Source organism: Bacillus sp. BHET2, from assembly GCF_005938125.1.
Lineage (GTDB): Bacteria > Bacillota > Bacilli > Bacillales > Bacillaceae_B > Rossellomorea.
The window spans coordinates 432,436-448,002 of sequence record NZ_VCQN01000002.1; the positions used below are offsets into that span (position 1 = coordinate 432,436).

The following is a 15,567-nucleotide window of genomic DNA, read 5'->3' on the forward strand; positions in this document are numbered from 1 at the left end:
GAAGGTAGATTCATGAAAGATGTCCTTATTCAGTACATGAAACGTTTTACCGACATAAGTGAAGAAGAGTTAAAGAAACTTACTATGGATGTTCCTGTAGCTACGTTTAAGAAAGGAGCCATCCTTTTGCGTCAGGGCGAGGTTCCGGATAAATGTTATTTTGTATTAAAAGGTTGTATTCGTCAGTATTCGGTTGACAATGACGGAAATGAGAACACTTTCAATTTCTTTACCGAGGAACAAAGTGTGACTATTTTCAACGCGCACGAATTAGATAAAGCTTCTAAATATTCACTGTGTTGTTTGGAAGAGTGTACGCTCGTTGTCGGTGATTTGGCTACAGAGCAGAAGAGCTATGACATGCACCCCGTTCTGGAAACCATGACGCGTAAAATGATGGAAGCAGACGTTGGCGCAATGCGAGATGAATTTGCTTCCTTTATGTCCTCATCACCAGAAAAGCGCTATGAGCAATTACTGGAAAGAAGATCTCAGTTAATTGAAAGAGTGCCGCAATACCAGCTAGCAAGCTATTTGGGCATTACACCTGAATCTCTCAGTCGTATCAAAAAACGTGCTCTTAGTAACTTACGAATTGTCGACTAATGGATGGTCAATTTTCTTCCCTTTGCCAGCAACCAGATTCCAAACCCTAATTCGCCAATAAACATCGGCGTCATCAAAATGAGTTCCAGTAAATGCGTTACGTTCTCGAGTTGCGGTATAAAGGTATACAGGCTATGAATAAGCGCATAACCGAAGCCTGCTAGGATGAGCAAAATGCTTATTGGTTTTGGAATATGTTTTGTCTTCATTGCTACATATCCGACCGTGATAAGATGGAGACCAAATAGGATTAATCCAAATGACCAGATCGCTTCAAAAGCAGTAATCGAGGACATCACTTGCATTGCCGTCCGATTTATTTCTTCGGTGAACATTGATTCTCTTACAATCCCACCAGCAGTAATAAGATGTGAAACGGCAATTGAAAGGATCACTGTGTAGAGCAAACGAAGGCATACCCCTACTAATGCATACGCTTGATGGAAAAGCCTAAAAAAAAGATAAAAACCCCACGAAACAACTAAGTCAGCTATGATAATGATCATCCACCCCATAATCTCCATCCGAAATAATGCAGTATTAGATTGAATGTTTGTTAGAGTAGTGATTGCTTCTCCACTAACCACGAGGGAACTGTGTACAAATCCATAAGAAAAAAATGCCGCAATGGTCATGATGAATAAGGCAATCCCGGCCATAATCGCTGCCTTTTTTTGAATATTGCTTTGGTTATGATTTGATCTCATAACATTACCTCCTAGATATGATGTTGATTATTATTGTAATTAGGATCTAAGAAGTAGTCATTGACTTAAGTTAAGAATGGATGGAATTGCATTTTCTCGAAACAAACTAGTATTGATATATAGAAAATTGGGGCCACTCATTTTATTATTGATAAAGGGGGATTATGACCATGAGTTCAACAATTGAAGAGCTTTATAAAAAATATGTACGCCTCGCCATTCCTAATCAATACAAAATAAAAGAAGCTGAAACGATCTTAATGAAAGAATATTCTGCAGTTTTTTACCCAATAAAAGAAGTGGCTTTCCTCCTGTCACCAGAAGAGGAGAAAATACTGGATACTTGTTTTAAAATTGAGGACCCTGGAGTATTGTTCAAGTTATTTACTGAACAAGAAAAAAAAGACCTTAAAGAATTGAAAGAAATCAATAAACAAAACCCACTGAACTTGGAAATCGCCACTAAGAGTGAAGTAGAATATACCAGAATTCAAGAAGGCAATTATGTCATGGTATTCTTCGGCACCGATCATGAGGGGAAAATCCAAGAAGTGAAATTACTCGGCTATAGTCAGAAAATGTTTGATTTAATGACCGTTTTTATTGGAGTAGATCATAATCAGTGTCTCCTGGAAAATAGAGATTTTCAAGAATACTTGCTCTCTCTCTCTAACCTTGGTTACTTAGATTAGTATCCATTTTCGTTAACCCAAAAGAACCCAATGACATAGGATTTTGTCATTGGGTTCTTTGAGTGACAGACACTCTCCGAATAATCTTTACTTTCTCTCGTGAAATTTATGTAAAATGAAGAAAATCCCACTTTAAAAATACTGATCTATCAACATTTATTTCATTTCACGTTAAAAACAGGATTCGAAATAATTCGAGGAGTGACTGTCACCCACTTGAGGTCATTTGCCCATGAACCCCTGTATTCGTTTCCACTTCTTCTGCAAGGTTAACGGTTCCGGGATCTCCTGCTGAATCATGATGAGATCGCATGTTTTAAGGAAATCTGCTGTTTTCTCCACGTACTCAGGAGTCACAAGATAATTGGCCCCTTTAACGACGACAATACTGTTGTCCCCTTCAGCTAGGATGATATGAGCCGTTCCAGACTTCGCACCTATAACCGGTTCCACATAGTCCGTATGAACACCGTTTCGCTTAAAGTTTTCTAATATGTCTCGGCCGTAGGGATCATCCCCTACACATCCGATCATGTAAACGTCAGCCCCCAGCCGTGCTGCTGCAACGGCCTGGTTGGCTCCTTTTCCGCCGAGTACCGTGTCAAAGCTGTCCCCCAGTACCGTTTCCCCTGCACCGGGCCGTTTCGCTGATGTCACCACCAGATCCATGGATGAACTGCCAATCACGGCAATTTTCGCTTTTTTCATCTTCCTTCATCCCTTTTTTGTTGTGTTTCGCTGTATGAGTTCAACCGGAAGCTGAACACTTGTATCGATGTCATTTTCTTGTTTTATCAGTTTAATCAGAAGTGCCGCGGCCTGCCTGCCCATTTCGTAAGCCGGCTGCCTGATCGTGGAAAGTGACGGATAGGAAAGGCTGCTTTGCGGGATGTCATCGTAGCCGATAACCTGTACGTCTTCAGGAATCTTCTTCCCGAGCCTCAATGCCTCATGGAGAATAGCAATCCCGACGATATCATTGCTCGCAATGACCCCATCCGTATCAGGATAGGTGGCGAACAGTTCCTCTGCCCAGCCCTTTGCGTCTTCAAAAGAGAACGACGTCGTTGACATCACCGTGAAATCGACGTCCTTCCCGCTTAAATACTCGATGGCTCCCCGGAATCGGTCCTGTGCTGGCTTGACGTGAGCCGGTCCCTTCATGACGGTGATCCGTTTCGATCCTTTTTCTACGAGGGTCTTTGCCGCCAGGCGTCCCCCTTTGCGTCCGTCTGCGTATACAGCCGGATAGTTGTCCGTGGTCCGGTCAAGGATAATTAGTTGCAATAGTTTCAACCTTAAATTTTTGAGACTCTTTATTTTCAGAAGCAAGGTAAATGTACAAGCAAATACTATCATTCCAAATATATTAATAGAGACCGTTTAGTATATTTGAAAAGGAGTGTTATATATGTATCCTTCTGGTGATGGACTCGCCAAAATTTTAAAATGTCAAATCAACCAAGCAGTCGCATTGCTTCTCGGAAGTGGAGACATCCAAAATCTTGTTGTGAAAAAAGTTGAGAATGGGGTAGTCTCTGGTTTAGATCTGAACAATCCGCAGGCTGTATACTCTGTGGCTATTGATAAGATTGAGCGTATTATCACATATTCTGATTAAGGTGCTGTCCAGCACAAAAGAAAAAGAGATCACTTCATCATGATGATAGAGTGATCTCTTTTTCTATTCTACCGGTTATTTTCCCCCTCTGATATGCCTGCCAGAAACAAAGGCGGGGACGGTCTTACTCTACTTTTTGGCTTTAAGGGAGATTGAGATTAGTCGAAAGGAGATGATAGAAACGGACCTTTCCCACTCTAAGATAAAGAAAATAAGGGGAGGTTTTCCGCTTATGCACAGAGAACTCACCCATTATTGTATTTCTTGAGTCAATAGGCAGTATGTTTCCGTCTATTGATCAGTTGACAAATATGACACCACTTCTAATTATTAGGGGAGGTTGATTCGTTCATCAAATTCCAAATCAAAGAGCCCAACTTCTCTACAAATCTAAAAAGAGAAATTGGGCTTTTCAGTACCTTCATTAATTTTTTGAGTTCATTAACTGGAAGAAGTATTGGGGTTTATGGCTCTTATTTAAGTTATACCACGAATGTAATGCATCTGGTGTAACTACATCTATTTTTTTCAGTACCTCCATAGCAAATTCCAGAGGAGCTATTCCTGATGCCGTAATTAAATTCCCATCAGTTACCGCAGGTCCCGATTCATAGAACGTTTCTCCTTTATAGTTAGGACATACCATTTTAGTATATTCCAAGTTATTACTTGTATGCTTTCTAGTATCTAAGTATCCCATATTCGCAAGGGCCTCAATTGCACCACAAATGGCAGCAACAATCGTGCCAATCTTTAAAACTTGGCCAACTCTTTCCAAGATCGGTTGATGAATGTCTTCACTCCAAGTAGTTCCTCCTGGTAAGATTAAAAGATCTTTCCTCTCAAGAGTACATTCATCAAGGGAAATATCTGGTTTTATGCTCAGTCCTCCCATCGTCGTAATCATTTCTTTAGTAGCTCCTACTGTTATTACTTTTACAGCTGCTACATCTTTTTTGAAATATCTTCCTGAGTTTAGTTCAGCCATTAAATATCCATATTCCCAGTCCGACATTGTATCAAATACATATAGAAAAGCTTTTGTTGTTTGCATCCAATCACACTCCAATCACCATTGATATAGTCATTATAATAAAACTTCCCTGACAGTTAGCGTCAGGGAAGTTTTTTATACTTGATGAAATTCTATTAATTCCGACAGGACTTCAATAATTCTTTTCTTAAGACTTACTGGCTCAATCACTTTAATCGATGTATTGTACGGTAAAAGTAAATGAGGTACATATGTATGAATCACATCTTTTTCAAGAAGAAAAACTGCTTGATTGGACGTCCGTTCTTGGAGGTAGTGTCCTAAAAACCAATGTTGGCAAATATCATCCAATGCACTTTTTCCCCCGTTAAGAACCAAAGAAATAATCCCTTCCTTATCTTCTATCGTTGGAAGAAGGTTTTTCACGAAAAAATCACTTGCTGAAAAATTCTCCGGCCGCTTAAACGTATTTTTAGTCAGCATGAGATTTTCCATTCGATCGACTCTAAAACTGCGGATATCCTTTCTAAGATGACAAAATCCAATCACATACCACTTGTTATTCCAATAGATCATTCTGTACGGATCGACCAATCTTTCACTTAATGGCTTTTCCCCACTTTTATGATAAAGAATGTTGACTGAGTACCCGTCAGCTACGGCCTGCTCCAATTCCTTCAAAATAGGTTCCATAGCGTCTAAACGTAATCCACTTATGACTTCAAAACTCGTAACATGTTGGTTTACCTTTGTTTCCTGCTCTTGATTGGAGTGGTGACTGAGTTTTGAAATGGCCCTATCAAGTGCTTCCCCTCCATAATATCCAGCTTCTTCTGCAAAAACAGCCGCGTGAAAGAGTGAAGTTTGCTCCTCAACATCAAAAAAAAGCGGAGCCTCAATAAAATGGTTCAATAAAGAGTACCCACCGTTATGTCCAGGTTCCGAAACAATCGGTACACCACTTGTAGAAATGGTATCAATATAACGATACACCGTCCTTATATTCATCTCTAACCTCTCTGAAATTTGTTTTGCAGTAACTTTTTCACCTGAACGAAGCATCCATAGAATTGCTAACATATTGTCAATTTTAGGCATATGATTCCACCTCTATATCCCTCTATATATAATTAATAACCATCTTACAATACCAATTATTTCAAATATTATAATATTGAGCAATCCCCTTATTTCATCGCTGTGCAAACCGGGGACTTTTCTTACGCCACTTCTTAGCTTTTAGGCGCATTAGTTGAAAGAAAAAGTAGAAACACTATGAAGGCGAAGATATTTTCAGATTAGAGGTCCAGCGATAAAAGCGAATTAACATATCATTTTTTATAATTATTATCTCCCCCACTCAGCTTAAATGTTATAATTATCCAAAAGAAAATTGGAGTAGATAAGATGGTAATTAAGTTAAGAAATTCCTTGATCGAAAAGGCTGTTTATTTAACACCCAAAGAGTTAAATGTTTTTAAGAGTGCTCTAGAATTTACAGAACTAGCACATCTCGGACAGAAAAGGGATACTGGAGAACCTTATGTTTGTCATCCATTTACAGTGTGTGAAATTCTGATGGACTATAAAGCGGATATTACGACTCTTACAGCAGCTCTACTTCATGATGTAGTTGAAGATACTGATTGCTCCATAGAGGATATTAAAAACAAGTTTGGTCCCCAGGTTGCCTTGATTGTAGATGGATTAACGAAGTTTGAGAAAGGTTCCTTAAACAAAGAGCTCTTTAATGCCTTGAATTCCGAAAAACTACTTTCACACGCAACCAAGGATATTAGGGTAGCGATTGTTAAAATAGCAGATAGGCTTCACAATATGAGAACGCTTGGTATTAAAAAGATCGAGAAGAAAGTTCCTTATGCAAATGAAACTTTAGTCTTTTTCTCTCCTCTTTGTGAACGGTTAGGGTTAGTTGAATTCCAATCGGAACTCGAGGAACTTGCTTTTAAGTATCTCAATCCTCAAAGGTATGTAAGTGTAAAGAATCTTAAAGTTAATTATGAAAAAATTTTCTCCAACATCTTTCATTATTGTATAAGACACATCTTAGAAAATAACCAAACACCTCTTACTGTAGACATGAAATGGCGTTCTGTACCCATTTACATTTCTTATTCAAAACTTCAAGAAGGAGAGTCTCTCTCTAAGCTTTTCACCATTCATATCATCACAGATACCCAACTAAACTGTTATACACTTTTAGGAATCCTACATAACTCATTCAGACCTGTTCCAAATATGTTTAGAGATGAGATTTCATGTCAGCGAAAGAGATTCCATAGCCACCTTAAAACCTCCGTCATGGTTCATGATGTTGAGGTCAACTTTGAAATCAAAACGAAAAGCTCTCTGAATGTGAGTATATTTCATTTACTTAATGAACTTTCTGTCACAGAAATAGAAGTGTTCAGTTCCGATTTGCTAAGAGATTCAATTCAGTCCGTTAAGGCTATTTCGAATGATCCTATAGAATTTTATGAATTGATCTCATTCGAATTACTGCAAAATGATATTACAATATACACTCCTAAAATGGATGTAGTTTCCCTTCCTGATGGTTCAACCGCCTTAGATTTTGCATTTTTTTAGATCCTTCAATAGCAACAAGGATGTACGGGGCAAAAAGTAAATGGAGAACCAAAACACCTTTATACAAAATTAAAGGATATGGATCTAGTCGAAATTTTGATGGAAGGGCATGAAACGGTAGTAGAGGATTGGTTGAACCATGTACAAACCTCAAAAGCGATTAAGGAGATTAATATGAAGCTAAACAACTGTTAAATTACGCTGGAACTGGATGTTTCATAAACGGGGATTAAAAAAAAATTAAGGGCACAAAAAAGACAGCCCTCATCTGGCTGTCTTTCCATCCTTATTTACTTGTACCGAATTCTTCCCATATTTCTTCTAAAAGCTGCTTATCTGTCAGCAGTTCATACCCAGTCAGCGCAAGTGCCTTTGCCCCGATCACAAGGGCACGGTCACCCTCGGTGGATTTCGCCGCTTCCCTGAATTCGTTCGTGTGGACGACGAGGGATTCGTGGCCGATTTTGATGTAGGGGTGGATGGTCGGGACAACCCGGCTTACGTTTCCAGCGTCGGAGGAGCCGAGTCCCTTTCGTTCCGTATCGTCGAAGTATTCCCCTAGTGACTCAATGGAGCGCTGGAATACTTTATCGAAACGGCGGTTGAGCTGAAAGTGATCGACTTCATTTTGGATTTTGATGACATTCAGTTTCGTCCCGGTAGAAAGTGCCGATCCCTCAGCGATCGCTTTCACTTTCTTCGTGACTTCATTGCACGCTTCCCTCGTTGCAGCGCGTATATAGAAGCGGGCTTTTGCATAGTCAGGAACGATGTTGGGCGCGTCACCACCGTGGGTAATGATGCCGTGAATCCGTACATCATCGGTCACGTGTTGGCGAAGGGCGTTAATGCCGTTGAACAGCTGGATCACACCGTCGAGGGCATTGATGCCGTCTTCAGGGGAAGCTGCGGCATGCGCAGACCTTCCTTTAAATTCGAAATCAAGCGGGTCCACCGCAAGGGTTTTTCCTGTCTGCGTTGTCCTGTTGAACGGATGAACCATCATGCAGGCATCCACTCCTTCGAACAAGCCTGCCTTTACAAAACTGCCCTTCGCACTTCCATTCGGGCCGCCTTCCTCGGCAGGAGTCCCGAACACCACCACTTCCCCTCCTGTTTTATCGAGTACGGACGACAGGGCGATGGCCGCCCCGCAGCTTGCCGTCCCAATGATATTGTGACCGCAGGCGTGACCGAGTCCGGGCAGGGCGTCATATTCAGCCAGGTAGCCGATGACCGGCCCTTCTTTCCCTGAATGTTTGCGTGCCACAAAGGAAGTCTCATGACCCGCCACTCCCCGTTCGATGGAGAACCCGTTGGCTGCAAGAAGGGTGGTTAAGGTCTCTGAAGCAAAGAACTCTTCGTTTCCGATTTCAGGTTTGTCGTGGATCTGATGGCTGGTCGACACTAGTTTCACAGCCAATTGATCGACTGCTGAGACGATGTTGTTCTTACGATCGGTAATCGCTGCTGGTTGACTCATCTCTTTTCCCTCCTAATGCAATTCACTGACCGGCACGAATGTCGGGATCAGGGAATCTTTATACGTTTTCTTGATATGTTCCGCTACGTCATCTTCCTGATAGAGCTCTACAATCTTTTTATAGGTCTTATTGTCTTTATCTTTTTCCTGCGCCGCGATGATATTGATGAATGGCTTGGATTCCGCCCCTTCAATATAGATGCTGTCATCAACCGGGACGAAACCTGCTTCAACAGCCACGCCATTATTGATGATCGATGCCGCAACATCCGGCAGTACCCTCGGTGTCTGGGCAGCGACGACCGGTGTGAATTCAAGGTTTTTCGGGTTTTCTTTTATCGCTTCGAGACCCTGTGACTGATCAAATCCTTTTTTCAGTTCGATCACACCTGCTTCCTCCAGTAGAAGAAGGGCACGGCCAAGGTTCGTCGCCTCTTGAGGAACGGCTACTGTACTGCCTTTCGGTAAGTCTTCTACCGATTTATATTTTTCCGAATAGATTCCCATCGGCGCGATGATCGTCGAGCCGATCGGTACGAGGTCCAGATTATGTTCTTCAACGAAAGAATCAAAATACGAAATCGTCTGGAAGGCGTTCAGGTCGATATCCCCATCGGCCAGCGCCTGGTTCGGTCTCACGTAATCGGCAAACTCCACAATCTCAATTTCAATCCCTTCCTTTGCTGCTTTCTCTTTCATATACTCCCAAATCGGCACCCCAGATCCATTCACTCCGACTTTAACAACTTTTTTTTCACCTGAGCCGGATGCACTGTTTCCCGAGCAGCCGCTCAATATAAGAGTAAATAATAGAATCGCGATACTTGCCAGGCTGATTGATTTTTTCATTTTCCTCTCTCCTAACGTCTCCTGATGATTTTTGATAATGTATTTCCTGCTGTCTGGAGTCCCTGCACCATCACTATTAAAATGATGACGGTCACAATCATGACGGATGTCTCAAATCGCTGATATCCGTAAGCGATGGCGAGATCTCCGAGGCCACCGCCTCCGACTGCCCCAGCCATGGCCGATGCACCGACAAGGCCGATGGTCGCGATCGTGATATTCAGGACCAGTGTACTCAGTGCTTCCGGAATGAGGATCCCGAAGATGATCTGCCACGGCCCCGCCCCCATGGACTCCGCCGCTTCAATGACACCCGGTTCCACTTCAAGGAGCGAGCTCTCTACCAGTCTTGCAATATACGGTGCTGCAAATACAACTAGCGGCACGACCGCTGCCGCCGTTCCGATCGATGTACCGACTACCAATCTTGTAAAGGGGATGATGGCCACCATCAAGATGATAAACGGGATCGAACGAAACACGTTGACGATGCTGCTGAGTACTGAAAAGACGGCTTTATTTTCAAGTAAATGACCCTTCCTCGTTACGACGACGATGATGCCGAGGGGAAGCCCGATCAACGTTGCAAACAGAAGGGAGAATGACACCATAGCAACGGTATCCCATGTTGCTTCTATAATTTTTGGCCAGAATAATTCCCAGTTAACTTGCACGCTTCTCCACCTCGCTTACAAATAATCTGTTCTTCCAATAATCCAGGATCTCTTCCGTTTCGTTCTTGGTGCCGATGATCTGTACGATGAGATTCCCAAACGGCTTGCCCTGGAGTTCCGTGATCTGGCCGAATAATACATTGATATGAGCATTAAATTTCTTAGCCGTTTCGGAAAGGATCGGCGTTCCCGTCGAATCGCCCTTGAAAATGAGGCGGCAGATGAGCCCTTCTTTGCTGTCATTCAATTTGTCAAGAACCGATGCCGGAAGCTGATCATTCATAACACTCTTCACAAAGTTTCTCGTCGTCCGGGTCTGCGGGTTTGAGAAGATATCGAAGACGCTTCCCTCTTCCACGATTTCTCCATTTTCCATGACAGCGACCTTATCACAGATTTCCCGGATGACCCCCATTTCGTGGGTGATCATCACAATCGTAATGCCATACTCCGCGTTGATTCTCTTTAATAAGTTCAGAATTGATTCCGTCGTCTGAGGATCAAGGGCGGATGTGGCTTCATCGCAGAGCAGAATCGAAGGCGATGTCGCCAGGGCTCTTGCTATCCCCACCCTTTGCTTCTGCCCTCCTGACAGTTCATCCGGATAATGCTTCGCTTTATCTTCAAGTCCGACAAACGCGAGCAACTCTTTTACTCTCTCGCTGATCTTATCTTTCGGCCATTTTGCCAGTTTCAGAGGATAGGCGATATTCCCTGCCACCGTCCGGGATTGAAACAGATTGAAGTGCTGAAAGATCATCCCGATGCGGTGCCGCTCTTTCCTCAGATCGATTGCCGACTGATCTTTCAGACTGCGCCCCTCTATGAAAATATCACCCGAAGATGGTTTCTCTAAAAAATTGAGACAGCGGACAAGCGTGCTTTTTCCCGCACCGCTGAATCCGATCACCCCGTAAATTTCTCCCTTCTTCACTTCAAAGGAAACATTCTTTAAAGCGGTGAATGGCCCATCCTTCGTCTCGAATACTTTCGTAACATTCTGAACTCTGATCATACAAGACTTACTCCTTTCGCTATGTATTCTTCTTGTTGCCTTTCATGGCTCAAATAAAAAGTGCCCCCCTTCATAAGAAGAGAGGCACAAATATGTATATGTCCCGCTCTTCTCATCTTTCAAGTCATATGACTTGATGGAATTGGCACGGTATTCATAAGAACCCGTTGCCGAGGTATCGCAGGGCCAGTCCCTCCACCTCTCTTGATAAGAAGATATCGCTTTATTAAATTAAAGTTATGATGCGTTTAAGCATTAGGGTAATGGTATAGGATTTCAATTTGTTTGTCAATCCTGTTTTTGAATAAATTGTATTACGCTGGATATAATCCAATTGGTCACTTTAACCAGTTTTCAACTAGTTGTTGCACTATTTTATACTTTTCATCTGGGAGCAGATTGACGATCCGGATAAAAGTCCATACATTAACGACGACCGGCTCTTCCATTAATGCCCCCATTAATTTAATAAGCAATACTTATATATTCATTTAATATTGGTAAATCAGGTGGACTAATGTTCTTAGGAAGTTCATTAAACTTAAAAAACTTCAATTTTTGAACTTCATCTACTTCTCTGGTCAATACACCTTCGTAATCACTACATACATAGGCTGAAATGACGTTATACACCTCATCACCGTGAGGATATTTATAGTAGAAATTTTCTCCCGAGTAAACATTGAATAACTTTAATTTATTTGCTTTTAAACCCGTTTCCTCAAACAACTCTCTTATTGCCACTTGTTCTAAAGTTTCACCAATCTCCAATGAACCACCAGCTAATCCCCAGCAGTTATTATCATTACGAAGTTGTAATAATATTTCTTTATATTCATTAATTAAAATAACGCAAGCCCCAGCCATAATAATAGGACGGCTTCCCACAGTTTTTCTCAATTCCCTTATATAGTCCATTTTATCCTCCTATTATATTGAGTGGGTTTTAATATAGTATCCTTCTTCAATTAATCTGCCCTTTAACTTAATACCAATTATTTCAAAATAGAGTAGCTTACTCAAGAAAAACTTCAAACAAAATTGAAGCTCATTCTTTTTCCGATGCATATCGCCACTCTGGAGCCTTCCACAATATCATGTCATCAATCAATCATACTCTTCAATCAAATCCCCATTTTTATCATAATATTTGTAGTTCCGATATTCATGTCTACCTTCTTCTGATTTAGGCAAATCAACCCAGGTTACGCTCGGCTCGTATGGAGTGAACGTTTGTACCAGTGTTTCCCCATTAATATCAACCGTCATTTTCGCAATGTCATTTTCATCATTCGCAACGAACATGATTTTTTCTATGTCCCTACCAGGTAAAAACATCGCAAGTGCCTCGTCTTGATTGGATTCAATATGTTTCCACACATAGTTGTCCTTATCGTTTTTGGCAAACTCAATATAGGATGGCATATGATTGGCTAGAAAGCCTACAATCCTAACATCATCAAAATCTTTGATTTCTACAACGTGAATGTCTTTATCCTCATAGCCTTCCTCCGACTTTATCACTTTGATAATGGATTCCTTATCATTACCGTATACCTTAGTCGATTGATACCAGGCATAGGCGGGGACCAGAATTATTACTGCAGCGAACAAAATCGTTATTTTTCTCTTTTCCATAAAATGACCCCCTACGATTGAGATAGCTGAAGAATAACTAACCATCATACGACAGTTCTATTTTGCTATCGTTCTCTTCCAACTTATTTTTTCGATTTCCTCATCTGAAACCAACAGCTCTTCTTTATTCTCTTTCTCTGCCAAAATAAAAGATTATAATAATACCAATTATTTTTTAAAAATTGATTTTATACAATCCTTTATCCAATTAAATGCCCCTTAAGCTGAACAACCCTCTGCCACAATTCCAATCACATCTTACTCCACAAGGAAGCACTTGAATGACAGAGAGCTTTCCATTAAACTCCCTTTAACGGAACATCCGCTTCACCAATACCTTATTTTACCACATGCCCTACTCATGACTTAGAAAAGCTTTTGACAGATTCAAATAAAATCGTTGTCATTTGGACTTCTTTCACGATTAATACTTTGTACACCTTCATATATTAAAAAACTGACCCATGCCAAATCACAGGTCAGCTTACATTCATTTATATAAAGAGCACCAGAAAACGGAACGCTCACTTGCTTTACATCCCAGCCTTCTTCTCTTCTTTCTCATCCTGCTTTTTTCTTTGTATCTTCCGCAGACGCATGGTCATGATTTCCCGTCCTTCGAAGATGTTTCCGATTCTTGTCATGATGAACGTGACCAGGGTAGAAAAGATCACAATACCGTAAAATCCTGCTCCAATACCGATGCCGACTCCCCCAACGTAGAAAATCATCGCAGCGGAAGTGAGACCCTTCACCCGCAGTCCATCTTTCAGGATCACACCTGCACCTAAGAATCCGAGACCTGATACAATCTGGGCAGCCAGACGGAAGGGATCCATCATTTTTCCGCTATCTGGCTGGCTGAGCATCTCCGCGCCTTGGATGGATACGATTGTGATCAATGTACACGCCACTGCCACATACGTATATGTTTTTAATCCAGCGGGCTTGTTCTTCGCTGACCGGTCCCACCCGATGACGAAGCCTAATATGGCACTCACCACGATCCGGAAATAAATATCATGCTGCCAAAAGAAACCCGTTAATCCATCCATGAAATGCGCCATGACTCCATCCTCCTTAAATGAAAAAGAGACCTCGCCACAAAACGAATGCATCATCTCTCCTCTAACAGGGGAAAAAATCATACATATCGCTTCATAGGTGATCTCTTCCACTCTTCCTACCAAGCTTTAATCCAAATAATTTTTCTTTCTATTATACACGAATTCTCTTCTTATTTCAATATAACATCTGAAAATTCTTAATATACAATCAATTGGAGAAAATAACCTTTTCTTCCTAAATACCCATTGTACGGTAGAGTTGTAAAAAAAAACAGAATCGGATCTAGGTTTCTTTTAAATCCTTACACCAAATTCTATACCCTGATTCATATCCCCTTCAAAGCATCCTTATACCGCTGATAATACGCTTCCACATTATTCAACAACAATAATTCAGTATACAAATATACCTTCATATTAAAGTCATTAAAATCAATCGTAGTCAGCTCCTGTATTTTCTTGATTCGATAATTCAACGTATTCGGATGGATGAACAGTTCATTAGCGGTCTGTTTACCCTTTCCGTCATTCGCCAGGTACACTTCAAGTGTCTTGAGCAGATCTGTCTGCTTCTTGATATCATTCTTGATCAATGACAGCAGGTCATCACTGTAATAATCCTTTGATGTATTTTTCTCATAGAGCGTTGGTAAGTACCGGTAAATGCCTAATTGAGCAAATTCCCGCGGCATCGATTCAGGACGGGGGCTGATGAAGTTAGCGGTCTCAATGACTTCTGATGCTTCCAAGAAGCTCTTTCTCATTTGATGTAACGAGGTGTATTCCTTCCCAACCCCGATCAAGAAATTGTAGAATTCTTCCTCACCTGTTTGCTCTTTCACCTTTTCGACGAGATCTCTGGCTAATTCCAGGGAAGAAGATGGTGTGTCTGCTTTACCGTAGAGAACGAGGATCACTTGGTATTCCGTCCTTAACGAATAAATGTTTGTTTGGAAACGGGATTCCTGAACCAGCTTCTCAAGTTGGTCGAGCATAGACTTATATTGCGACGATGCGATGGAATAAACCGCTACCGTGAACCGTTCCGGCAGTGTCAGCTTGACAAGGGATGCATCATGACGGAGTTGGCTTTCACTTCCGTACTCGTGCTGGAGGAGGTGCCATAATACTTCTTCTTTTCTATCCTTTTTGATATTGACCTTTGCATACATATCATTGATCAGGTTTCCTAGGTGAGGGGAGATTTCTTCAAGGAAAGCGAGCTCTTCGTTTTCGAGGAGACGGCTGGATTCCTGAACCCAAATATATCCCATCGTGTGCCCCAGGTACTTTGCGGCAATGACGACACGCTGGTGGAATCCTAACTCTTCCATTGCTTGAACCCGGATCGGATCAGAATGTTTTTCGAGTCTGTGTACGATTCCTTCTTTTTTCAATCGATCGATGATGAAGACCGGACATTTTTTCGTGAGGATCGTCTTTTGTTGTGTTTGATCGAATTTATTAGAAGATGAACTGTATGAAATCAATTCAAAATTTTTATTTTCAATGATCACGGGATTGCCTAATTTTGAACTAATCAATTCCGTTGCTTTATGAATGTCTTCTGTTTGGAGGATTACATCAATTGCTTCCATAGGAATCTTACCT

Annotated in this window: 15 protein-coding genes, 2 pseudogenes and 1 riboswitch; of the genes and pseudogenes, 4 read left to right on the forward strand and 13 right to left on the reverse strand. The window is 41.4% G+C overall.

Annotation, left to right across the window (positions count from 1 at the left end):
* Positions 1–12: 12 nt before the first annotated feature.
* The gene (locus FGG79_RS11790) at positions 13–606 is read left to right on the forward strand and encodes a Crp/Fnr family transcriptional regulator (protein ID WP_138778509.1); all 594 of its coding nucleotides are present in this window, start codon (positions 13–15) and stop codon (positions 604–606) included.
* On the opposite strand, the gene FGG79_RS11795 is transcribed toward FGG79_RS11790, so the two are convergent.
* Positions 603–1,313, reverse strand: coding sequence for a DUF4386 domain-containing protein (locus FGG79_RS11795; RefSeq protein ID WP_138778511.1), 711 nt, complete (start codon positions 1,311–1,313; stop codon positions 603–605). The two genes, FGG79_RS11790 and FGG79_RS11795, sit on opposite strands and share 4 nt — an antisense overlap.
* 170 nt (positions 1,314–1,483) lie before the next feature.
* On the opposite strand from FGG79_RS11795, the gene FGG79_RS11800 reads away from it, so the two are divergent.
* Positions 1,484–2,005, forward strand: a complete 522-nt coding sequence (locus FGG79_RS11800; RefSeq protein ID WP_138778513.1) for a hypothetical protein — start codon at positions 1,484–1,486, stop codon at positions 2,003–2,005.
* 276 nt (positions 2,006–2,281) lie between these two features.
* Here FGG79_RS11800 and FGG79_RS11805 read toward each other — a convergent pair.
* A pseudogene (locus tag FGG79_RS11805) lies at positions 2,282–2,713 on the reverse strand (PfkB family carbohydrate kinase); the annotation flags it as partial.
* A gap of 6 nt (positions 2,714–2,719) precedes the next feature.
* Positions 2,720–3,292 (reverse strand): annotated as a pseudogene (locus FGG79_RS11810) (substrate-binding domain-containing protein); the annotation flags it as partial.
* Between the two features lie 124 nt (positions 3,293–3,416).
* On the opposite strand from FGG79_RS11810, the gene FGG79_RS11815 reads away from it, so the two are divergent.
* Positions 3,417–3,626, forward strand: a complete 210-nt coding sequence (locus FGG79_RS11815; protein WP_138778517.1) for a hypothetical protein — start codon at positions 3,417–3,419, stop codon at positions 3,624–3,626.
* Between the two features lie 424 nt (positions 3,627–4,050).
* Here FGG79_RS11815 and FGG79_RS11820 read toward each other — a convergent pair whose 3' ends face one another.
* Positions 4,051–4,680 carry a type 1 glutamine amidotransferase family protein gene (locus FGG79_RS11820; RefSeq protein WP_138778519.1) on the reverse strand — a complete coding sequence of 210 codons (630 nt, stop codon included), beginning with the start codon at positions 4,678–4,680 and terminating at the stop codon, positions 4,051–4,053.
* A gap of 75 nt (positions 4,681–4,755) precedes the next feature.
* Entirely contained in the window at positions 4,756–5,718 is a 963-nt protein-coding gene (locus FGG79_RS11825; RefSeq protein ID WP_138778521.1) for a helix-turn-helix transcriptional regulator, read from the reverse strand.
* 333 nt (positions 5,719–6,051) lie between these two features.
* Here FGG79_RS11825 and FGG79_RS11830 point away from each other — a divergent pair, with 333 nt between their 5' ends.
* Positions 6,052–7,230, forward strand: a complete 1,179-nt coding sequence (locus FGG79_RS11830) for an HD domain-containing protein (RefSeq protein WP_171050902.1) — start codon at positions 6,052–6,054, stop codon at positions 7,228–7,230.
* Positions 7,231–7,516: 286 nt separating this feature from the next.
* Here the strand turns inward: FGG79_RS11830 and FGG79_RS11835 are convergent, their stop codons facing one another.
* From FGG79_RS11835 to FGG79_RS11870, 8 genes are all read right to left on the reverse strand, one after another.
* Positions 7,517–8,713 (reverse strand): M20 family metallopeptidase, encoded by a 1,197-nt coding sequence (locus FGG79_RS11835; protein ID WP_138778525.1) that lies wholly within the window; start codon positions 8,711–8,713, stop codon positions 7,517–7,519.
* A gap of 12 nt (positions 8,714–8,725) precedes the next feature.
* Positions 8,726–9,562: a MetQ/NlpA family ABC transporter substrate-binding protein gene (locus FGG79_RS11840; protein WP_138778527.1), complete on the reverse strand. Its 837-nt coding sequence runs from the start codon at positions 9,560–9,562 to the stop codon at positions 8,726–8,728.
* 11 nt (positions 9,563–9,573) lie between these two features.
* Positions 9,574–10,236 carry a methionine ABC transporter permease gene (locus tag FGG79_RS11845; protein ID WP_138778529.1) on the reverse strand — a complete coding sequence of 221 codons (663 nt, stop codon included), beginning with the start codon at positions 10,234–10,236 and terminating at the stop codon, positions 9,574–9,576.
* Positions 10,226–11,251 (reverse strand): methionine ABC transporter ATP-binding protein, encoded by a 1,026-nt coding sequence (locus FGG79_RS11850; protein ID WP_138778531.1) that lies wholly within the window; start codon positions 11,249–11,251, stop codon positions 10,226–10,228. Before FGG79_RS11850 ends, FGG79_RS11845 begins: the two co-directional genes overlap by 11 nt.
* 109 nt (positions 11,252–11,360) lie before the next feature.
* Positions 11,361–11,465, reverse strand: a riboswitch (SAM riboswitch).
* Positions 11,466–11,716: 251 nt separating this feature from the next.
* Positions 11,717–12,169, reverse strand: coding sequence for an NUDIX hydrolase (locus FGG79_RS11855; RefSeq protein WP_138778533.1), 453 nt, complete (start codon positions 12,167–12,169; stop codon positions 11,717–11,719).
* Between the two features lie 189 nt (positions 12,170–12,358).
* Positions 12,359–12,889 carry a hypothetical protein gene (locus FGG79_RS11860; protein WP_138778535.1) on the reverse strand — a complete coding sequence of 177 codons (531 nt, stop codon included), beginning with the start codon at positions 12,887–12,889 and terminating at the stop codon, positions 12,359–12,361.
* A gap of 533 nt (positions 12,890–13,422) precedes the next feature.
* Positions 13,423–13,944 (reverse strand): MgtC/SapB family protein, encoded by a 522-nt coding sequence (locus FGG79_RS11865; RefSeq protein ID WP_138778876.1) that lies wholly within the window; start codon positions 13,942–13,944, stop codon positions 13,423–13,425.
* Positions 13,945–14,282: 338 nt separating this feature from the next.
* Positions 14,283–15,554, reverse strand: coding sequence for a PucR family transcriptional regulator (locus FGG79_RS11870; protein ID WP_138778537.1), 1,272 nt, complete (start codon positions 15,552–15,554; stop codon positions 14,283–14,285).
* Between the last annotated feature and the right edge of the window lie 13 nt (positions 15,555–15,567).